Raw genomic sequence first — 20,670 nt, 5'->3', positions numbered from 1 at the left:
CGTAGGGGCAAAAGAGCAAGCGGAATTTATTTCTTGTTGCGCAACGCATCCGTTAAGTCACTCAGACTTTCTGGGCCAGCTTGGGAAGCTTCGTAATTTTGTTCCTGGATAGCTTTATAGACTTCTTCGCGGTGAATTTTCGTTTCTTTTGGGGCCTTTATACCAAGACGAACTTGTTTGCCTTTAATTTGCACAACGACAATCTTAATATGATCGTCGATCGCTATACTTTCCCCTAGCTTCCTTGTTAAAACCAGCATTTCACATCCTCAATTTTGAACCGTCCTGATTCATCAGGTAATGGTTCATATATTATTCATAACTTTAAAAATCAAGTAAAAAATCAACTAAATAAAAAAAAAGTAGCAGCAGCGTGTTAGCGTAGAAAGTCCAATAGGTTCTTGTTTAAGAGCCCCTCGGAAGTTTTGTACGCTGTTTTTAAGATCTCTTGTTGACGCGTAATGTCTGAGAATAACTCAGTTACATCTGCATCGACGAGCTTGCTCTTTCTTTCCATATTGTCGATATTATTTGCTTCAATCGAGTTCACGTTGGCCATAACTGAACTTGCAACTGAACCTACACGTGTTCGCAATGTAACGAGACGTGTTACCGCTGTATCAAATTTTTCTAAAAGATTTTGAATTTGATCAGGGTCATTATTTTCTAGAGAGATAGCTAGAGAATCGAGTAGTCCAAAAATATTGGCCGATTCTTTATATTTTCCAGCATCTTCACTGATTGGTGCTGATGCAATCTCTCGGTTATTTTCATCGGACATAATTTCACGATTTTTACTTTTTTCTCGTGAATCTGCCATCTCGGGAAATTTCTCCAGAGGATGCTTAACTTGTGAATCTGTTTCTGATTCGGCCATAAAAACTTCCTTGCCGTGCAGGTTAACCTGAACGAAGAAGTCTTTACCCACCTCAAGAGTGATATGACCATTATCTCCCTTGTACTCACCATTTTCATTAAATGGAGTATCGAGAGTTTTAAAGCCAGAGAAAATATAGCGCTGTCCTACTCGTTTGTTAGCAATCGATAGGGCAAGGTTTCGAAGTTGGTGAACTTCGTTTGCAACATTATTTCTCACATCTTCATTATAAATATCTGAAGACTGTGCAATTGCAATCTCTTTAGCCTTTCCAAGAATATCTGTTAAGTTTTCGAGAGCTTTCTCTGTGATATTTAATTGAAGAAGTGCAAAGTCTGCATTTCGCTTAAATTGAGAATTATCTTTAGTAACACTTGAGATTTGAAGTGCTTCAATATTTGCTGCAGGATTATCTGAAGGTTTACGCATACTCTTAAGAGTCGTTCCCTTCATTTGCAGGTCTTCCATCTTAGACTTGTGCTTGTTAAGCGTATGCCTAATTGAAAGAGTCGTTGAATTTTCTGACACTCTAGTCATTTTTCAATAATCCTAATTACTGCTTAATTGATAAAACAGTATCAAACATTTCATTTGCAGTTTTCATTACTTTAGCAGCAGCTTCGTACGCGTGCTGGTACTTAATCATATTTGCCGCTTCTTCATCGATTGAAACACCACTAATTCTTTCGCGAATAGAATTAGCTTGTGCAAGAAGTCCCTCAGATTGTTCAGCATCGAGTTTTGCCTTACCAGTTTCAAGTCCGACACTACCAACAGTTTTAAGATAATCTTCTTCTAATGTTGCTGTTCCACCGGCCATTAATCTTTCGTGTTGTAGCTTAGAAATTGCAATGGCAACACGGTTATCCCCGGGGCTATTTGGTGATAGTGCCGTTGCGATATTAGATATATCTGATTTAATAGCATCACTTAAATCAATGTTAAGTGCAGCACCTTCTATTTTCATTGGTGTAGAGAAAAAATTATTACCAGTTGTTGGACCTTTATTATCCATTGCAGCTGGGTTTCCATTAGCATCTGTTTGAATTTCACGATTCACATATCCTCTTCTATGGATAGCATTAACATAATTCATGAAATCATAAGCTGTCTGATCTAGTTTTTCTTTTAATTGCTTGATGTCGTTATTACGAACTTTAATAACTGCACCTAGAGATCCACCTTGGAACTTTTCTGTGATCTGTTGACCTGAGCGGCTTTCCCAGAATATTTCCATTGAACCATCTTGGCCATTTGTTGATTCATCTTTACCAAATACATATGTTCCAAGTTTTTGTGCTTGGGCAGCAGTAACAAGTGTACCAACCCCTGGAGATTGTACGTTATAATTTCCACGCTCATCTTGATAAGTATGAATTTTAATAATTTTCGATAGTTCTTTTACAGATACATCTCGCTGATCTCGAAGATCTCCAGTTTCATCACCCGTTGCTTCAAGTTCTCTAATTTTTCTGTTTAGAAGTGCAATCGAATCAATATGTTGATTTGCATCCTTAACAGAGATTGCAATTTTATCATCAATACTCTTAGAGATTTCATCTAGAGTCTCTGCAATTCTTCTAAAGTCTTTTACGATTAGTTGAGCTTTGTCACGTACAACGGAACGTACTGTTTCGTTTTCTGGTTGATTCGCAAGATCACGAAAAGAGTTGAAGAAATTGTTAAGGATTTGATTTAATCCTTCATTATCAATTTCGTTAAAGATATCTTCAACGCGACTCATTTGTTCAGCTCTGTTATTGTAGTACGATTCACTACTTTGACTATCTCGTAATTTTCTTTCAACGAATTTATCGTGAACACGATTAATACTTTTAATTCTTGTACCACTACCAGTAATTAAACCATCTTTGATCAGTGGCATATTTGATTGTTGGTGAACACGTTGACGAGAGTAGCCTTCTGTATTTGCATTGGAAATATTATGCGACGTCACCTCTAGTGATTTTTTAGAGGCGTTAAGTCCTGTATTCGCAATGTTTAACAGACGTGTAGACAAATAAGCTCCAATTAAGGATTTCGCTCAAGCGATCTTTGCTGAGTGATACCCTTGGCATTATATGTAGATACTGTCTTAGTACCCATTGCACTTTCTCTAATCTCGCGAAGAGAGTTTAGCGCTTTGTTAATAAATAATTGGTTCTTCTTGTTTTGAGTTTGAATTTTTTCAATGATATCAACCAAAAGACCATTGAATCGAAAAAGATGTTTTCCTTCTTTTTCAGCTTCAAACTTTGAGAAAAAATCAATTAGATCTGTAATCGAATTAATTTTTAATTCTTTATAATCCCTTTGAATATTTGCAAGAATTTGATTTCTTGCTTTTTCATTTACTTCTATTTTTGAAATGATTCCTGACTTTTCAGCAACCTTTTCTTCTAGTTCATCTATCTTGCTATCAAGTAGGAGAGCGTATTCATCACAAGTTAAGTCAAATAGCTTGTAGTGAAGTTCACACTGTGACTTCCAGATATCTGTGATTTGAAAGTAATATGTAGCTAGTTGCGTTTTCATTATACTCCGAACTCTTCCCCAAGAATTTTGTCTGCCATTTTGTCGTAATCCATTTTGTAGTTACCACCTTGGATTTGCGCTTTAAGTGCAGCAATTTTTGCAGAGTTATCAATCTCGGGAGCTGCATCAACAGCTTTCTTGATGTGAGCAAAGTCTTTTACAGCATCTGGAATAGAAACTCTGGCATCATTTCTTGTTTGGTTATCGATGTAAGCTTTTTGAGCGATCGTATTTCTTTGAACTGGAGCTTGCTTTTGGATCTCTTGCGATCTATCGGCCGTAGTCTTAGCATTTGGAAAGAAACTTGATCTCGTATTTGTTACACTACTCATACTTTACTCCAATTTGTTTTGCCTGCTTCATTGCTATTCCTTGAGAAGGTTGAGTTGGTCCCTCTTCAATGCGAATTTGGTTCTGTGCATACTTATTTTTATTGTCCAAATAATTCTGATAATTTTGTTCATTCCTCATATGCTTTGGATAAATCTCATTCAAAATCATCTTCTGTATTTGGCTGTCTTCTTTAACAAGTGCTTTAGCACGTTCACTTGTAATTAGACCGTTATAGAAATTACCTGCTGTACTTTGTACGCCACTGTTAAGTGACTTAGTCATTTCTTTAACCATTAACTCGTTAAATTGTGCTTCAAGCCCTTGGGCAGCACCTTTGATCTCTTCAGGAATATAGTTTTCAGAATTTACAGGACGAACAGAATTTTGTGCATTTCTGTTTTGAATTTGTGGTCTATGAATTTTGATTTCATTCATAATACTCATCCTGAGTTTCTGGCCGCTCAATCCTTGAAAAGCCCATTATCATTAATATTTTAACATTTTTTTTAGTTTTTTTATACCTAGCCTAAAAAAATGGTAAAAAATGCTATTTGACATTGAAAGTTAAATTAGCTCAATTTCTCCAACTAGGGCACCGTTTCTCTTAAGTGCTTGAAAAATCGAAATCAGATCTTCAGGTGTGGCCCCCAATGCATTCAAGCTTTTAACGAGATCATTTAGTGTAGTAGTCTTGTCAACTAGTCGTACATTTCCTTCACTCGTATCTTTCTTTTTGTCATTTACTTGAATATTTAAACCACCATGAGAAATTGCAACAGCTTTAACTGCAATATCTCCACCAGCTACAATTGTACCTGTTCTCTCATTGATGATAATCTTCGCAATGCGATCCGTATGAACTTTAAAGTTTTCGATGATTGCTAGAAGTTGTACAATTTTTCTTTGGTACTGTATTGGTACAATAATATCAACAGTATTTGAGTCCTTTGCTATGGCATATTTTCCACCTAGCTCTTGATTAATTGTTTTTTCAATTCTAGCAGCTGTTGTGAAGTCTGGACTTTTCAGTGCTAATCGCAGTGATTTCTTCTTATCAAAATCTAATTGTAGCTCGCGCTCAACAATTGCTCCTTGAGGAATAAGTCCTGTCGTAGCAAATTTTTTACCGTTTTCTAAACCACCAATTGAAATTGATCCATTTGCTACAGCATATACGTTTCCATCACCACCTTTAAGAGGAGTGATAAGAAGTGTTCCACCTGCTAATGAAGAAGCATCACCAATAGATGAAACTTTAACATCCATTTTTTGACCAACTCTACTAAAAGACGGAAGTTCAGCTGTAACAATTACGGCAGCTACATTCTTTGAACTAATTTCATTTTGTGGGTTAAGTCCAAGCTTTTGGAACATACGCTTTAGAGATGTATTAGTTACTTCACCACCACCATCACCAGTTCCATTTAATCCTACGACTAAACCGTAGCCAACGATCGGATTGTTTCTTACGCCTTTAACATCGACAAGATCTTTTAAACGGCTCATTTTGGCTTCAATATGTGTTCCAAAAGATAGAAGAATAAGACCAAAGATTAACTTTTTAAACATCAATTACCTCAATACCGTTACAGAGCTTTCTAAGAATTTTGTTGAATCAATTGTGTCGTCTTCATTAATATCTTTACGCGATATTAATGCTTGTAACTCAACAAGGTGTTTACGATTTTTAAATAAAACATTTTTTTGACCGCGAACAAGTAAGTGGTCACGGCTAATCTCTTCGACAATTACTCCTGAGATTTTGTCGTGAACTTTGTTAGATGCACTCATGTCTTCGCCCTCTTCAGCAGTTGTGTTAGCTTGGGCCTGACCTGGTGTTGTAGCCTGTGTTGTACTTTCTGGAGTTTGTCCACCAAGAGAAGGTACTGGAGGGAAAGCTCTTTTAAGTTCCATCGTGATGTCATTTTTAAGACGAGTTTGCACATTTACTAAAATAATATCACCATTTCTCTTCCACTTGTTTTTAGTAAATAGATAGTTCTCATTTCCGTTTCCGGCCCAAAGGCTACCGGTGTTTCCTTGATCATGGAAGCTATTAGCGGTTACTCTTTTTGGTTGTGCTGCTATTTGATTGTTGCTGTACTTTCTTTGTACCTGAGGTGTCATATTTGGCGTATTTGAAGAAGTCTTTCTTCTGTCAGGGTAAGAGTTTCGATATTGGTCAAATGTATTATCAACATTTGCTCTTTTTTGTTCAAGCTCTCTTTGGTTAACCCCGTCAAGCTCGTTGTACATTTTGTTAATGTAGTTAGCACAAGATGTTGTTAATAGTGCTAATGTTAAAAATAAAATTTTTCTCATAAATCTACCTTCACTTCATTGAGTCCAATTACTTTCGCTGTGAATACTTTATTTGTTTTTATGTTTTTCACTTTGATAAAATCTTGTAGCTTGCCTGTTGACATTGGAAGAGCTTGTCCTGTCAGTTTGATACCATTGGTGTTAAGTATGACTTTCACTGGAACGCCAAAAGAGACTAGGTTAATAGGGGATAAGTCTCTCTTATTAATTGTTTCACCCGGAGAGATAATTTTATTAGATTTATAAAATGCTATCTCTTCTAAGTTTTTGAATACAGCTTTTTCATCAGTTGTATAAATAGTCTTCTCTTCAACATTATTTGTGTTGATTGATTTAAAGTTAAGACCAATTTCATTTTTTGCAACAATAGCTTTAATAGGCTTTTGAACAATTATTTCAAACCACTTAGCTACGCCATCAACAGATACTTTAAGTTTATTATGACCAAGTTTGTTACACTCATTGCACATGAGCTCAATTGTTGTAAGGTTATCTGTTTGAAGCGTTTTAATAGGAGATCGTGATTTGAAATTAACTTTCCAATCGTCTTGAATTGTAAACTGAGTTTTTACAATATCTTCCAAATCGATAATGACGGAATCTTTTGTCAGTAGATTTATGTCATTCTGCTTTAGGTCTCTGCTGTGATTCAAATAGAAGTTTCCACGTGCAGAGATAAGCATTTCGTTTAAGATCTCTAGTTGAGAACGGTTACAATTTTGTGATTCATATGGGATCTCAGAGTTTTCGACACGATAATTCTTTTGTGCCAGAGAAATCTCGCAAGAGTTCGCATAAGAAAAGCTTGTTATAAATGTTAGAAGAATTAGTTTAAACACTCTCTCTCAACTTCCTATTATCTTGTAATATTGTTTACTGTTTGTAGCATTTGGTCTGCTACTCCCATTACTTTTGAGTTCATTTCATATGCCCTTTGGGCCTTGATAAGATCTGTCATTTCATTCATAAGACTAACATTTGCCATTTCAAGTGCACCTTGTTGCATTGAACCTGCATTATTTGTTCCTGCAATTCCTTGAATTGGTTGTCCACTTGCTGTTGTTTGACGATAGAAGTTCCCACCATCATTGTGTAGGCCTGGGTTATTTACAAATGTGAATACTGGAATTTGACCAACAACTTGTGGTTCAACTTGACCATTGAAGTATGCTTCAACGTTTCCATCGTTTCCGATACTCACAGATGCTACACCTGGTGGAAATGTAATTCCTGGAAATACTTGGTAACCCTGTTTAGAAACAAGTTGTCCTTGTGCATTTACATTGAATGCACCATCTCTTGTATAAACAATTTGTCCATTTGGTTTAATGATTCCAAAGAAACCATCACCATTGATCATTAGATCAAATGGGTTGTTTGTGATTTTTGGTGCACCGGCCGAAAATACTTTTCGGACACCACTAATTTTTGATCCTGAACCTACTTGTACACCTACTGTGTAATTTGAGTTTGCATCCGAACGTGATCCAGCTTCTGTAATTGTTTCATACATAAGATCTTCAGATTCAGCTCTTTGCTTCTTGTACCCAATTGTATTTAAGTTAGCGACGTTGTTAGAGATTGTATTAACGTGCATCTCCTGAGTGGCCATCCCTGTTGCTGCAATATTAAGGGCCTTCATCATTCCAAATGAATAACGGGCCATGAGTAAGAATGTAATAAAAAGAACAATATTTTTCATACTACCTCAAAATTTGATCATTTCATTAACTGACTTAGAGCTAATTTGATCATAAGTTTTAATTGCTTTTTGTATTGATTCAAAATGACGGTGAGCTTTAATTAGCTCAGACATCTCAGACACGGCATTTACATTTGATTGTTCAATAAAGCCTTGGTGGACTGATGTATTAATCTGTTCTTTCAGATTACCTTCATTATTATTGATATAAAGTGAATTGCCTTCTTTTCTTAGTGCATGCATATCATTGAATTCAGCAATATTTAGTGAACCAACTTGATTGTTATTAGCGTAGACTGCACCATCTAGAGCAAATGTAATATTTCTCGTTCCAGGTGGAACTGATATTGGTTGGTTATCTTCTCTGTTTAAAACAGGATAGCCTTGCTGTGTTGTGATAACACCATCTTGACGTAGAGAAAGAGTTCCGCGCCTTGTGTAGCGCACACCTTTAGGTGTTTCAATGGCGAGAAATCCATTTCCACGAAGTCCAATATCTAACGGATTGCTAGTAGGAGATAATGTACCTTGCGTAAAATTTGTGAATGATCCATCTACCTTAACCATGGCATGCTCTGCTCCATAGCTTCGATAGAAGTCTTCAGGGGCCCATTCCTTATTAGGTAAATCAATATCTTCAACACCTTTATCTAGTGCTGTTAAGTATTCTTTGAAAGCGAGTTGATCTTTTTTAAATCCAGGCGTGTTTGCGTTTGCAACATTATTGGCAATTGTATCAACTTTCTGTTGTTGTGCGATTGCACCGGATAGCGGTACCCATAATTCTTTCATCTGCCCTCCTGGCAAATTCTTCTTTAACTATACCAATCGGGGTGCCAAATTACCTACATAGGTAAAAATGACCCATGATGTAAGTAGTGATTATCACACCTTTTTATTTAAAGAATATGCAAAGTATGGGAATATTAGTTCACATTGGAATTATTAATGTTGAATTTATGACACGGTGAGATATGGCCAAGAAAATTGATATTGAACAAAATTTAAAGAGATTAGAAGAACTAGTTCACGGACTTGAGTCGGGAGAACTTACTCTAGACGATAGTTTAAAAAACTTTGAAGAAGGGGTTAAGCTATATACTGATAGTAAGGGCTACTTAGAAAAAGTTGAAAAGAAAGTTCTAGAATTAACAGATAAGTTAGAAGAAAAAGAAATTGAATAAGCTAAATTTCATTCTTATATTTTTTGTTTTTGTCTTCTTAAGTAATACTTGCCAAAAACAACCTGAAGAAGAACAAAGAGTGGTCACAATCTCAGTCGATGCAGAGGAAACAAATATAATTCCTTCTGTCGATGAGCAGTCATCTTATACTGAGTATGGGCCTGGTCAGGTCAATCCAAATACACAAGCGTTACAAACTTCTGAAAAAATCAATACAGTAGGAATCATTATTGGTGCAAGTTCAGATTTTGATACTGATGTTATGGACTATGTTTCATGCCTGCTTAAAAATGATGTGAAAATTAATTTTGTTGCTGGTATTGGTAGTTCTTCGGCAATAGCAGCAATGTTAGCTCAAACAAAGAAGCCTGAACTTGTTAAGTGGAAGTTCTTTAGATTGAAAGAACGTACGAATGCACAAGAAATTGTAGAAAATTTAGAGCTAGATGCTAGGACAATAAAGAAGTCTAGTATCGCCTACTACTTAACAACAGTAGGAGTGAACGGTAATATCACTTTTATGACGAAGGGTAATATTGTCGAAGGCTTAAAAAATAATATTGAAAATAATAAGAAAATACTGGCCGCTCAAATTGAAATAACAAATGAAGATATCGCTCGTTTAATTGCCCAGAGAGTGTTCGTGTTTTCATATGAGAAAAACTTATCGGTTTCGAAAAATCAGATAAATGGTAAAATGATTCAAATCAATATGCCTAAGCAAAATTTTAGCTTAATGAAGAAGTGTGAAATTATAAAAGAGAATTTATGAAACATTTAAAAAGATTATTAGTATTAATGTCCTTCTTGGTTTTATTTGGAGGATTATTTGTTTTTTCAATACTAGTATACTTTTCTTTTACGTTACCAAAAATTAGTAGTCTTGCAGATTATAATCCACCAATCAAATCGAAAATTCTTTCAAAAGATGGTGTTGTTTTATATGACATTGGAAAAGAGAATAGAGAAGTCGTTGAGTTTAATGAGATACCTCCACGAATTGTTGATTCCTTCTTATCTGCGGAAGATTCAAATTTCTACAATCATGATGGTGTTGATTACTTTGGAGTACTAAGGGCTCTAGTCGCTAACTTGAAAGCGGGGCGTGTTGTTCAGGGTGGTTCAACAATTACGCAACAGGTAGCTAAGTCACTTTTACTTTCATCAGAAAGATCAATTACAAGAAAGATTAAAGACTTTCTTTTAGCTCAAAAAATTGAAAAGAGATTTAATAAGGAAGAGATTTTATTTCTTTATCTAAACCAAGTTTATCTTGGTGGTGGATACTATGGTGTAAAGTCTGCATTTCGTGGCTACTTTAATAAGGAATTAAATGAAGCAACCGTTGCTGAGTCAGCACTAATTGCAGGACTACTTGTTGCTCCTGGTAAGTATTCTCCTTATCGTAATCCACAACATGCAAAAACGAGACAGGCATATGTTCTTGGCCGTATGTTTGCGAATAAGAAAATTACTAAAGAAGAATATCAAGCTGCCCTAAAAGAAAAAATCAAGTATCAGCTTAGAAAGAATAGTCCATTCCTTGCGGGATATTTCACTGACTGGGTACGTAGACAGGCAATTGATATTGTTGGAGAAGAGAAGTTTTTAACTGAAGGCTTCACTGTTCAGACAACTCTTAATTACGACCTTCAAAAGACTGCTGAAGAAAATATCAAGATCGGTGCAGAAGAAATTGATAAACGCCAAGGTTTCCAAGGACCAATCGGTCATATCGAACTAGAAGAACTTGATAAGTATATTGAAGAGTTTCGAGTTGAGCTTTACAAAGATAAGTCTAATTATTTTACACTTTCTGAAAATAATGAAAGGGAATATGAACTGCAATTAAAAGAAGATGAACTCGCAGTACTTAAGGAGTTCACACAAGAGCATATGTCAAAGCTCTACTCTTCGAGATTCTATCCTGGTTATAATGCTGATGATCAGTTATTAGGTCAACTTGAAAAGGATAAGTTGTATAAAGCAGTAGTGCTTCGTCTTGATGGCCGTATGAGAAATATTATTATTTCTGTAGGTGGTATTACTGGAGTAATCCCTTATGAATCATTTCGTTGGGCACACGAAAGAAAATATACGGATGCACGTAAGTATTTCCCATATATAAAGAACCCTAATGATATTTTAAAGAAAGGGGATATTATTCATGTAAAGATTAAAGATTTCAGCACGAAGTTTTCAGAACATGTCTATTCACAATATGCCAATACTTATAAAAAGCTAAAAGATTACAAAACATTAGAAGAGCAAATGTATTTAGAGTGTACGCTTGAGCAAGAACCTAAAGTTCAAGCAGCTTTAATGAGTTTGAACCCATTTACTGGTGAAGTGATTTCAATGGTTGGTGGTGTTGATTTCGATAAAAGTGAATTTAACCGTGCACTACAATCTAAGCGTCAACCTGGTTCTGCCTTTAAACCGCTTCTGTTTGCCGCTGCTTTAGAAAATGGTTATCAACCCAATACAATCATTCTTGATACTCCAGAAGCACTTGGAGGAGCTAATCAGGCCCTTAATTGGAAACCAAGAAATTATGATGGTAAATTTAAAGGTCCAATGACTTTTAGAGAATCACTTGAATACAGTCGAAATATTCCAACAATTAAGATTGCTCTTGATCTTGGAATGGATAAGATTTTTAACTATCTAGATCGAATCAATTTTCATGCAGATATGCCAAATGATATGTCGATTTCTCTTGGTTCTTTTGGTGTAACGTTACTAGAAATGATTCGTGCATACTCTATCTTCCCTAATGGAGGAAAGAAGGTTCTGCCGAAATCAATTATTTCAATTACAGATAGAAATGGAAAAGAGTATTACTTCCAAGATGACTTTGCGACTCAGTCAAAACTTGAGCTAGAAAAATTAGCTAAAGAGTCAAAGAATCTAAATCAAACTGAAAATGTACGTGAGAAAGAAGGTGATTCTCATAATGAGTTTGAAAAAGAAGCAGTCAATCCGTATTTATTAAATTTAGATGAAGAACAGGTATACGATCCAAGATTAGCATTTATTATGACTAACCTTTTAAAGGGTGTTGTTCATAATGGTACAGGACGAGGCGCTCTAAGTGTAAGTCAATTCTTAGGTGGTAAAACAGGTACAACAAGTAGTTATGTGGACGCTTGGTTCTTAGGATTTTCTCAAAATATCGTAACAGGTGTTTGGACGGGGATGGATGATAACCAAACTATGGGATGGCCGGAAACAGGAACAAGAGCTTCGATGCCAATTTGGAAATCATATATGCAACGTTCTATTCAGATCTACGGTGAAAGAGACTTCCAAATGCCTCCAGGAATTGTGAATGTTTCGATCGATAAGAAGACAGGTGAGTTAGCAAATGGCTCTGGATCAAAGTTTTTGGAAAGTTTTGTTGAAGGAACTGAACCTGGCTCTAATTCTAAGAATAACTTCTTTAAAAAAGAGGAAAATAGTCAAGAAACAGGTGCAATTCTTGAAGATGACGACTTCTTTAACAATTAATCAAAATATGTAGTAAATTTTTCGATATTTTCTCCGAGAAGGCTAAAGAATACTTAGTTTCTCGGAGACACTTTGGAATTAGTTCATAAAAATCACAAGACATATATATATCTAGCAATAGCTCTATCGCTAGTTGTACATATCTCTTTGATGCCTTCAAAGCTAACTTCAATTTCTTTGTCATTAACTAAACCACAAGAAGAAAAAGAACCTGAGCGAATCCGTCTAAGACTTAATAGAGATAAGCCTCGTCAGATCGTGACAGCGGCCAAGACAAATCAAGAACTCGCAGATGATGCAAAATACTTGAGTGAAACAAATAATAAAGTCGATCGTGAAACGAAGGCGAAGGAAGTTGCTGCATTTAACATCGGTGGTGTCGGTAACTCAAAAATTGATCAAAAGAAACAGGGTTCAAAGACAAAGAAGAAAGAGCAACGTAAAATGACAAAGTCAAAATCTGGTCGAATCAGTTTTGAAGACTTTGCAGTCGCACAAAATTCTCCCCTCCAAAAGGATCAAAACCTAGTTAAAGGTACTAAGACAGGTAGCAAGAACCACAGAGGTATTGCTAGTTCAAATGATCACCTTGAAGATGTTAAATTAGGTGATTTTACTAAACTAAATACAGTTGAATATAAATACTACGGTTTCTACTTCAGAATTAAGCAACAGTTAGAGCAACATTGGGGCGCTACTCTGCGAGAAAAGATGGAGTCCTTATATCGTCAAAATCGTCGTGGACCAGCTGGTGAAAAATTTCTCACAAATGTACGTGTTGTTTTAGATAATGACGGTAAGATTATTAACGTTATTGTAAATGGTACTTCTGGAGTTAAAGAATTAGATGACGCCGCTGTAGAAGCTTTCAATAAAGCCGGGCCATTTCCTAACCCACCATCTGGTTTAGTTAAAAATGGTCACGCAAATATTGATTGGGGTTTTGCAGTTACAAAGAACTAAGTCTTAGTGCTTTGTATTTCCTTTAAGCATCTTCTTAATGTTGTTAATACCTTCCATGAGAACGTAGTCAGTCCAAACCTGATCTAATTCTTTTATCGTTTCAACGATTTTAATAGCGGCTTGATCGTATGAGATACGATCTGTCTCTGCTAGTTGTTGAATGGCATTTGAGATTGCAGCAATAGCAGACGAATTACAAGCTTGGTTTAATCTATCCTCATAAGTAGTATCGATCTTTTTCTCTTTACCCTTGATGATTGCAGTATTGATTAGCTGAATAGATTCTTGATTATGCATTTAATACCTGTCTCTATTTAATGATGAACATTGGAGATTGCGAGTATGAAGCCTTCGTAGGACTTCGTAAAGGAAAAAGTTGGTCAATTGAAAATATTTTTAAGATATAAATTTGTAAGTTACTGAAATAAAAAAATGCCCTCATTTCGAGGGCATATGTAAGAATTTGAAATAGATTTTATTTTGTTTATTCTTGACAAAGGCTTTCGTATTCTTCGTTAGAAAGTAACTCAGAAAGCTCTTCTTGATCTGTAATTTTAACTTTTATCATCCAAGATTCATATGGTTCAGAGTTTAAATTATCTGGTGAATCTGGTAGTTCTTCATTGATTTCAGTGATAACACCTGAAACCGGAATATAAAGATCACTTGCCGATTTAATTGATTCAACAACACCAAAAGTGTCGTCTTTTGAGAACTCTTGACCTACTTCTGGTAGCTCAACAAAAACAATATCACCTAAAGAGTTTTGAGCGAAATCTGTAATACCTACAGTTACGATATCACCTTCAATCTTTGCCCATTCGTGCTCTTTTGTATATTTAAGATCAGTTGGAATATTAGTCATTATTTGTGCCCTCCGGTAACAAATGGTTTTGTATGATAGTTTGAATCTATTACATTCTTTCGAATTTGTATTCTAAATTTCTTATTTTCAGGAAATAAATCACGCTTAACTAGCCCTAGGCAAATCCCTTGAGAGTTAGTTACTGACATCGTACCACTTGTTACTTTACCGATAACTTGATCTTGGTCATTTAGAATCTCGTAACCTTCTCTTGGAATACCTTTATCAATAGAAAGTTTAACTAGTCTATAGTTTGCAGCGGCTTCTAACAGTGCTTCTTTTCCAATAAATTTTTCTTTATTTAGTTTAACAGTCCACTTTAGAGCAGCATCGAGTGGAGTTAATTCGTCATTGAGCTCATGGCCATATAGTGGATAACAAACTTCAAGTCTAAGAACATCACGTGATGCTAGGCCACAAGGTGTAACTTGTGCACTTAAAAGATCCGACCATAGTTTCTGTATTGTTTCATGTGAACCAAAAACTTCAAATCCATCTTCACCTGTATAGCCAGTTCTTGCCATGATAACCGGAGCATCATTCCAAGCACTTTCGTATGCTGAGTAATAAGCAGCGCTTGTTACTGAGTCAAAACCTAGTTTAGAAAGTACTTCTTCAGTTTTAGGACCTTGAATCGCAAGAAGAGAATAGTCATCAGACTGATTCGTTAGTTCAATATCAAAACCTTCTGTTTTCGAAGATATCCAATTCCAATCTTTTTCAATATTGGCCGCATTTACACAAATTAAAACTTTTTGTTCTTCAAGTTTATATGCAATAAGGTCATCAATTACTGTTCCATTCTCACGGCATAGTGGCGAGTAAACAGCTTTTCCTGTTTCCGCATTAGTAAAATCGTTAGTGATAACATAGTCAACGAAGGCTACAGCATCTGGACCAGTTACAAAGAATTCACCCATATGTGAAACATCGAAAACACCGATGTTGCTTCTTACCGCTTCAACTTCTGCTTTTACTCCAGCGTACTGAATAGGCATTTCATAACCTGCAAAGTCTGCCATTTTTGCCTTAAGGTCGCGATGCGCCTGTGTAAGTGATGTTTGTTTCATAAATTTCCTTAGGTTTTTATTTTTTAGCTGCGCTAATTAAATTTTGAGAGACACTGAAGATTGTCATTGGGCCAATTCCTTTTGGAACTGGAGTAATTGCCGCAAGTTGATCTTTTATATTGTCGAAGTCGCAGTCACCGCAAAGTTTGCCATCAATACTTCGATTAATACCGACATCGAAGACAACTTGTGTCTGATCATTTCTGAAATATTCTTTAGTAAAGAGCTTTGGTGAACCAATTGCTGTCACAATAATATCGGCTGATTGAGTTAGCTCTTTTAAGTTTTGAGTTTTAGAGTGTGCAAGTGTAACAGTTGCATTTAAATTTGTTAGGAGAAGTGAAAGTGGTTTCCCAACGATAAGACTTCTTCCAACGATGACAACATTCTTTCCTGTAAAATCAATTCCGTAGTACTTGGCCATTGTAACAATACCTTTTGGCGTACAAGGAATCATTGATGTTTCACCAAGTTGCCCACGGTAAAGCTTAGCAACATTTTCGTAGTGAAAACCATCAACATCTTTATGAGGAACAACAAGGTCTGTTGTATCTACTTGAGAGAGCGATTTTGGTAGTGGAAGTTGTATAAGGATCCCGTGAACTGATGGATCTTTATTAAATTGGTTTACGATTTTGAGGAATTCTTCCTCACTAATCGAATCTTCTAGATTAACGATTTCGCAACTTGCACCAATTTTTTCTGCAAACTTCTTCTTACTATTTGTATAAATAACGCTTGCTGGATTATTACCTACAAGAATTACTTTTAAACAAGGTGTCGTACCCAAACTTTTTAGGGAGCCACACTCTTCTTTAAGAAGTTCAACCTGCCTTTCTATGACGGGTTGCGCATATAGTAATTTTGTCTCATTTTGCATTATCACATATTATCTTTATAGCTTGGTATTGGCAATTTCAGAATTAAGTCGTATTCAATTGATATGTTTTTTTGGTTAGGACTTGCATTACAATTAATCGGTTTCGCGTCAGTTGGGCTTTGTCTTTTTGTAGGTTTACAAAAAGGTGACTATGAAATGCTTGAGCTCTATCAATTTATTGGTGGATCTGCAGTTTTTTATATTGGCCACATGATAAAAGGCGTAGATCGCTCGTAAATTCGAATTTTTCGTTTATACTAAATCTATGTATATTCTAGGAATTGACCCGGGATCTCGTACCACTGGATGGGCGGTTATCGAAGTTGAAGGTCGAAAATTTAAATATGTCGATTCGGGTGTTTTAAAATTTGATAAGATACCGGAGTTTCTTGATCGTTTAGCAACGATTTCTTCTTCTATTAAAGATATTGTCTCTATGTATAAGCCAGATGAAATTTCAGTAGAGGCCCTAATTTATGTAAAAAGTATTCCCGCATTATCAAAGCTTGCTCAGGCAAGAGGTGCGCTAATTGCAGGTTTGTCTGATAAGTACCAAGGTAAGATCACAGAGTATTCACCAAACTTAATAAAATCTAGTGTTACAGGACATGGTCTTGCTTCAAAAGAAAGTGTTGATCGATCACTAAATATGATTTTTGGTAAGTTAGATTTCAAATCCCATGATGAGTCGGATGCCCTTGCTATAGCGCTTTGTCACGCGTTGAATCGTGGACAAAGGGCAAAAATAAAGGGAAAATCGTCTCATACTCGTACAAAAGCACGTACATTAAAAGAAGTATTTTCTAAGTAGGTTATATGATTGGTCTATTACAAGGCGAAGTTGTTTTCAGTGATGGAAACGAATTAATTCTTTTTACTCCTTCCGGAGTAGGTCACCAAATTTATTTTCAACATGTCCTTCCAGAGGGCTCTGTTGCTGCAATCTTCATTTCACATATTGTGAAAGAGGCAAGTGAGGAACTCTTTGGTTTTCGATCTTTAAGAGAGAAGAAAACATTTGAATTACTTCTAAGTGTAAAGGGCGTTGGTCCTAAAGGGGCATTTGCTCTTGTGACAAGTATTGGTGTGGATAACATCATTGATGCTATTACTTTTGATAATAAGAAGACACTACAGAAGGCTCCTGGTGTAGGTGCAAAAGCGGCTTCACAAATTATTCTTGATCTAAGTGGAAAAGCACAAAAAATAAAAATGTATTCTAAGGCATCAGCTTCTGCCACTCAGTCAACACAATCGACTTCACAAGCTCCACTTAATCTTGAATTATTTGAAGAAAGTGTCGCCGAAGTTGTTACTCATGATTCGGCTTTAATGAATGATGCGATCATGGCATGTAAGGAGCTTGGTTTTACTGAAGATAAGGTGATGCCACTTGCAAAAAGAATTTTAGATGAAAACCAAATTACAAGGGCCGAACAATTAGTTCACCTTGTTTTAAAAGAGGTGTAAATGTCTGAAGGACGTTTTTTTGATCCAACACTTGATGAAGAAGAAACAAGAAAAGAAATTGTTTTAAGGCCGAAAGATTTTTCTGAATATATAGGTCAGAAAAAAATCGTACAAAATATTGATGTGATGGTTACTTCCGCTGTTAAAAGAAAACAGTCTATGGACCATGCACTACTTTCAGGTCCTCCTGGACTAGGAAAGACATCTCTTGCCATGATTATTGCTAATGCGCTCGGAAGCCAGCTTCATGTTATATCGGGACCGGCCATTGAGAAGAAGGGTGATCTTGCGGCGATTCTTACAAATTTAGAGCCTCGTGATGTTCTTTTTATCGATGAAATTCATCGCATGCATATTTCTGTTGAAGAAATTCTTTATTCAGCAATGGAAGATTATCGCCTCGATATTGTTATTGGTGATGGTGCCGCTGCAAGAACTATGCAAATTGAAATTGCTCCATTTACATTAATTGGGGCCACGACAAGATCAGGGTTATTGTCAAATCCTCTTCGTGATCGTTTTATGGCACATTTTCATTTTGATTTTTATAAAGCTGATGAACTAGCAAAAATTATTTCTAATAACGCTAAGAAAATCGGAATTCAAATAGACGAAGATGCAGAGCACTTAATGGCAAGATGTGCTCGAGGTACTCCAAGAATCGCTAATCGTGTTCTTCGTCGCGTGCGTGACTTCGCTATTGTTCGTGATTCTTCTCACGTTAATATTAATGATGTGAAAAAATCTCTAGAAATGATGGAAATTGATGAACACGGGTTGGATCGTATGGATAGACGCATCCTTTCTGTTATTCAACAGTATTATGGGGGAGGTCCTGTAGGTATAGAAGCACTTTGTGCAACTCTTGCTGAAGACCGCTCTACGATTGAAGATGTTTATGAACCCTTTCTTTTAAAAGAAGGTTTTTTAATACGTACGCCAAGAGGTCGTGAGATCTCACAAATTGCAAAAGAGTTGATTAATGAAGAATAAGTTTTTATTTCTGTGTTTATGTCTTATTACGTTTAACATTCAAGCAACATATGATTTATCCGCATCAGCTGGGTATCGTTCTTATATCCTAGGAGCAGCGGCAAGAGTTGATGCTGGAGTCAGTCAGGAGATGTGGCGATATAACGAACAAATTTATGGCTTCATTCGTGAGTCTGCTTATTTCAATACAAGTGGTTCGATCAATTCCGTTGGTGGCCGTATCGATTTTTTTCCAGTTTCAATTTTAGGATTCACTGCCGGAACTGAACAAGTTTGGCGTTCATCGAAGGAGCTTTCAACTTTTGATTGTGAAACACAGATATGTGATGCAGACGGTACACGTTCGTATTTAAGAATAGAAAATGTTCTAGCTTATAAAAAGTTTGTCACAATAAACGATTATCAGAGAGAATTTTTTAAGTACAGCGGCTACTCAGGACTTGTTGTAAATGCTCTTCATTCAATGGAAATAGATACGAATGATATTGTGAATGTTATGAGAAATATCATCGCTTACCAGTATAGCGATACATATACATTTGGAGTTCTTCACTTTCGTTCTTGGTCAGAAAAAAGTAAGCAAGATACTGCTTATGTTGGAATGTTAAATCAGTTTAAAAAAGATAAGTGGACTTACGATACTATCTTAGGGGTAAATCACGACCGTGATGATCATGATCACTTCAGTGTGCTTCTACAAGTTAAATACGACTATAAAAAAGGTCTAAGGTTATTTTAATGAAAAATTTATTATTTATTACTCTCGCAATGCTATTGTCATCGTGTTCTCTCCTCTATGGGAAACTTGGTGGCGATTTTGATTACAAACCAAATGAATATGAAAAACTTCCTAAACATGTAAAAGACTTTGTTGAAAAGTCTTACGATGGAATTGATCTAAAGAAATTAAGAGATACTCACTTACATATCGTGGGTCTTGGGAATAGTGGAAGTGGTATTTGGGTAAACCCAGATATGCAAGATTGGTATAATCACTTATCAAAATACAATCGTTTTAATGTTTATATTTCCGCTTCTGGAGTTGATGATAAGTCGCAAGCAGATGAGCAATATGTGGCCCGTCTCGTTGAACTGATGACTTACCAGCCACACTTTATTCCAGCCTATGCACTTGCTTTTGATTATCATTATAAGTTAGATGGTACAAAAGATCTTACGCATTCAGAATTTCATGTGCCTAATGAATATATTTGGAAGTTATCACAAGAACATCCTGTGAATTTTAAAATGGTTGCTTCAGTACATCCTTACCGTAAAGATGCAATTCAAGAGTTAGAAAAATGGGCCGCTCGAGGTGTGAAGTTTGTAAAATGGCTACCAAATGCAATGGGTATCGATCCTGCAAATAAAAAAGTTATTCCATTTTATAAAGCGCTTAAGAAATATAATATGACTCTTATTACACATGCCGGTGAAGAGAAAGCTGTAGAGGGTGATAAGTTTCAAGAGTTAGGAAATCCACTTCGCCTACGTCATGCACTTGATCTTGGTGTTGATGTAATTATCTCTCACGCCGCTTCACGTGGAAAATGTGAGGATCTAGATAATGGTGGAGTACAAGCAGAGTGTTCTGATTTATTTTGGAGACTTTTCAAAGAAAAGAAATATGAGAAAAACCTCTTCACAGACCTATCGGCACTTATCATTTATGAAAGACTTAGTGAGCCTCTAATTGAAATGATTGAAAATAAACAATTTCACTCACGTGTAATGTATGGATCAGATTATCCTCTTCCTGCAATTAACTGGATTTACCGTACGACTGATCTTGTAGAGAAAGGATTTATTACAGAGGAAGAAAGAGAGATCTTAAATGAGATCTACTCAATCAATCCACTTCTTTTTCACTTCGTAGCACTGAGAACTGTTAGGCACCCAAAGACTGGTGAGAAACTCACTAACGAAGCCTTTGAGATGCCAGCTCGACTTCTTAAAAAATAAAAAT

At 36.0% G+C, this 20,670-nt stretch carries 25 protein-coding genes; 10 read left to right on the top strand and 15 right to left on the bottom strand.

All coding sequences use genetic code 11. The features are described 5' to 3' along the window. Positions 1 to 26: 26 nt before the first annotated feature. The 11 genes from csrA to flgF all read right to left on the bottom strand — a co-directional run bounded on the left by csrA (position 27) and on the right by flgF (position 8,561). Entirely contained in the window at positions 27 to 260 is a 234-nt protein-coding gene (gene csrA, locus ACMAYX_RS13425; RefSeq protein ID WP_021267493.1) for a carbon storage regulator CsrA, read from the bottom strand. A gap of 116 nt (positions 261 to 376) precedes the next feature. Then, positions 377 to 1,414, bottom strand: coding sequence for a flagellar hook-associated protein FlgL (gene flgL / locus ACMAYX_RS13420; RefSeq protein WP_103218683.1), 1,038 nt, complete (start codon positions 1,412 to 1,414; stop codon positions 377 to 379). A 16-nt stretch (positions 1,415 to 1,430) separates the two neighbouring features. Next, positions 1,431 to 2,897: a flagellar hook-associated protein FlgK gene (gene flgK, locus ACMAYX_RS13415; RefSeq protein ID WP_158246917.1), complete on the bottom strand. Its 1,467-nt coding sequence runs from the start codon at positions 2,895 to 2,897 to the stop codon at positions 1,431 to 1,433. 11 nt (positions 2,898 to 2,908) lie between these two features. Further along, a complete protein-coding gene (locus ACMAYX_RS13410; RefSeq protein ID WP_103218685.1) occupies positions 2,909 to 3,412 on the bottom strand; it encodes a flagellar protein FlgN in 504 nt (167 codons plus the stop codon). Beyond that, positions 3,412 to 3,744, bottom strand: a complete 333-nt coding sequence (flgM, locus tag ACMAYX_RS13405; protein WP_103218686.1) for a flagellar biosynthesis anti-sigma factor FlgM — start codon at positions 3,742 to 3,744, stop codon at positions 3,412 to 3,414. Before flgM ends, ACMAYX_RS13410 begins: the two co-directional genes overlap by 1 nt. Continuing rightward, positions 3,737 to 4,180 (bottom strand): hypothetical protein, encoded by a 444-nt coding sequence (locus ACMAYX_RS13400; RefSeq protein ID WP_103218687.1) that lies wholly within the window; start codon positions 4,178 to 4,180, stop codon positions 3,737 to 3,739. The genes flgM and ACMAYX_RS13400 overlap by 8 nt, the downstream gene beginning before the upstream one ends. Before the next feature lie 129 nt (positions 4,181 to 4,309). Continuing rightward, entirely contained in the window at positions 4,310 to 5,314 is a 1,005-nt protein-coding gene (locus tag ACMAYX_RS13395; protein WP_103218688.1) for a flagellar basal body P-ring protein FlgI, read from the bottom strand. A gap of 3 nt (positions 5,315 to 5,317) precedes the next feature. Continuing rightward, positions 5,318 to 6,067, bottom strand: a complete 750-nt coding sequence (locus tag ACMAYX_RS13390; protein WP_412470519.1) for a flagellar basal body L-ring protein FlgH — start codon at positions 6,065 to 6,067, stop codon at positions 5,318 to 5,320. Next, positions 6,064 to 6,906: a flagellar basal body P-ring formation chaperone FlgA gene (gene flgA / locus ACMAYX_RS13385; RefSeq protein ID WP_103218690.1), complete on the bottom strand. Its 843-nt coding sequence runs from the start codon at positions 6,904 to 6,906 to the stop codon at positions 6,064 to 6,066. Before flgA ends, ACMAYX_RS13390 begins: the two co-directional genes overlap by 4 nt. A gap of 17 nt (positions 6,907 to 6,923) precedes the next feature. Then, on the bottom strand, positions 6,924 to 7,769 hold the full coding sequence (gene flgG / locus ACMAYX_RS13380; RefSeq protein WP_233189729.1) for a flagellar basal-body rod protein FlgG: 846 nt from the start codon (positions 7,767 to 7,769) through the stop codon (positions 6,924 to 6,926). A gap of 6 nt (positions 7,770 to 7,775) precedes the next feature. Then, positions 7,776 to 8,561 (bottom strand): flagellar basal-body rod protein FlgF, encoded by a 786-nt coding sequence (gene flgF, locus ACMAYX_RS13375; RefSeq protein ID WP_103218691.1) that lies wholly within the window; start codon positions 8,559 to 8,561, stop codon positions 7,776 to 7,778. A 182-nt stretch (positions 8,562 to 8,743) separates the two neighbouring features. Here flgF and xseB point away from each other — a divergent pair, with 182 nt between their 5' ends. From xseB to ACMAYX_RS13355, 4 genes are all read left to right on the top strand, one after another. Continuing rightward, on the top strand, positions 8,744 to 8,953 hold the full coding sequence (gene xseB, locus ACMAYX_RS13370) for an exodeoxyribonuclease VII small subunit (protein WP_199177562.1): 210 nt from the start codon (positions 8,744 to 8,746) through the stop codon (positions 8,951 to 8,953). Continuing rightward, complete coding sequence (locus ACMAYX_RS13365) at positions 8,946 to 9,725, top strand: hypothetical protein (protein ID WP_103218692.1); 780 nt, start codon at positions 8,946 to 8,948, stop codon at positions 9,723 to 9,725. The genes xseB and ACMAYX_RS13365 overlap by 8 nt, the downstream gene beginning before the upstream one ends. Further along, positions 9,722 to 12,463, top strand: coding sequence for a penicillin-binding protein 1A (locus ACMAYX_RS13360; protein WP_103218693.1), 2,742 nt, complete (start codon positions 9,722 to 9,724; stop codon positions 12,461 to 12,463). The genes ACMAYX_RS13365 and ACMAYX_RS13360 overlap by 4 nt, the downstream gene beginning before the upstream one ends. Positions 12,464 to 12,535: 72 nt before the next feature. Beyond that, positions 12,536 to 13,426: an energy transducer TonB gene (locus ACMAYX_RS13355; protein ID WP_103218694.1), complete on the top strand. Its 891-nt coding sequence runs from the start codon at positions 12,536 to 12,538 to the stop codon at positions 13,424 to 13,426. A gap of 3 nt (positions 13,427 to 13,429) precedes the next feature. Here ACMAYX_RS13355 and ACMAYX_RS13350 read toward each other — a convergent pair whose 3' ends face one another. From ACMAYX_RS13350 to ACMAYX_RS13335, 4 genes are all read right to left on the bottom strand, one after another. Beyond that, positions 13,430 to 13,723, bottom strand: a complete 294-nt coding sequence (locus ACMAYX_RS13350; RefSeq protein ID WP_021267699.1) for a hypothetical protein — start codon at positions 13,721 to 13,723, stop codon at positions 13,430 to 13,432. 187 nt (positions 13,724 to 13,910) lie between these two features. Next, a complete protein-coding gene (gene gcvH / locus ACMAYX_RS13345) occupies positions 13,911 to 14,291 on the bottom strand; it encodes a glycine cleavage system protein GcvH (RefSeq protein ID WP_103218695.1) in 381 nt (126 codons plus the stop codon). Beyond that, complete coding sequence (gcvT, locus tag ACMAYX_RS13340) at positions 14,291 to 15,361, bottom strand: glycine cleavage system aminomethyltransferase GcvT (RefSeq protein ID WP_412472048.1); 1,071 nt, start codon at positions 15,359 to 15,361, stop codon at positions 14,291 to 14,293. Before gcvT ends, gcvH begins: the two co-directional genes overlap by 1 nt. Before the next feature lie 16 nt (positions 15,362 to 15,377). Next, entirely contained in the window at positions 15,378 to 16,241 is an 864-nt protein-coding gene (locus ACMAYX_RS13335) for a bifunctional 5,10-methylenetetrahydrofolate dehydrogenase/5,10-methenyltetrahydrofolate cyclohydrolase (protein WP_412470989.1), read from the bottom strand. A gap of 63 nt (positions 16,242 to 16,304) precedes the next feature. On the opposite strand from ACMAYX_RS13335, the gene ACMAYX_RS13330 reads away from it, so the two are divergent. Genes ACMAYX_RS13330 through ACMAYX_RS13305 form a run of 6 tightly spaced genes read left to right on the top strand, consistent with a single transcriptional unit; the run spans position 16,305 to position 20,666 of the window. Next, on the top strand, positions 16,305 to 16,478 hold the full coding sequence (locus tag ACMAYX_RS13330) for a hypothetical protein (RefSeq protein ID WP_021267658.1): 174 nt from the start codon (positions 16,305 to 16,307) through the stop codon (positions 16,476 to 16,478). A gap of 28 nt (positions 16,479 to 16,506) precedes the next feature. Beyond that, positions 16,507 to 17,052, top strand: a complete 546-nt coding sequence (gene ruvC / locus ACMAYX_RS13325; RefSeq protein WP_392994133.1) for a crossover junction endodeoxyribonuclease RuvC — start codon at positions 16,507 to 16,509, stop codon at positions 17,050 to 17,052. A gap of 5 nt (positions 17,053 to 17,057) precedes the next feature. Then, the gene (gene ruvA / locus ACMAYX_RS13320) at positions 17,058 to 17,711 is read left to right on the top strand and encodes a Holliday junction branch migration protein RuvA (RefSeq protein ID WP_412472047.1); all 654 of its coding nucleotides are present in this window, start codon (positions 17,058 to 17,060) and stop codon (positions 17,709 to 17,711) included. After that, the gene (gene ruvB, locus ACMAYX_RS13315) at positions 17,712 to 18,704 is read left to right on the top strand and encodes a Holliday junction branch migration DNA helicase RuvB (RefSeq protein ID WP_103218700.1); all 993 of its coding nucleotides are present in this window, start codon (positions 17,712 to 17,714) and stop codon (positions 18,702 to 18,704) included. Beyond that, entirely contained in the window at positions 18,694 to 19,443 is a 750-nt protein-coding gene (locus ACMAYX_RS13310; protein ID WP_412463477.1) for a hypothetical protein, read from the top strand. Before ruvB ends, ACMAYX_RS13310 begins: the two co-directional genes overlap by 11 nt. Then, entirely contained in the window at positions 19,443 to 20,666 is a 1,224-nt protein-coding gene (locus ACMAYX_RS13305) for an amidohydrolase family protein (RefSeq protein WP_412463476.1), read from the top strand. Before ACMAYX_RS13310 ends, ACMAYX_RS13305 begins: the two co-directional genes overlap by 1 nt. Positions 20,667 to 20,670: the final 4 nt, after the last annotated feature.

Source organism: Halobacteriovorax sp. RT-2-3 (assembly GCF_047085075.1).
GTDB lineage: Bacteria > Bdellovibrionota > Bacteriovoracia > Bacteriovoracales > Bacteriovoracaceae > Halobacteriovorax_A.
This window is presented reverse-complemented; position numbering and strand designations above follow the sequence as displayed.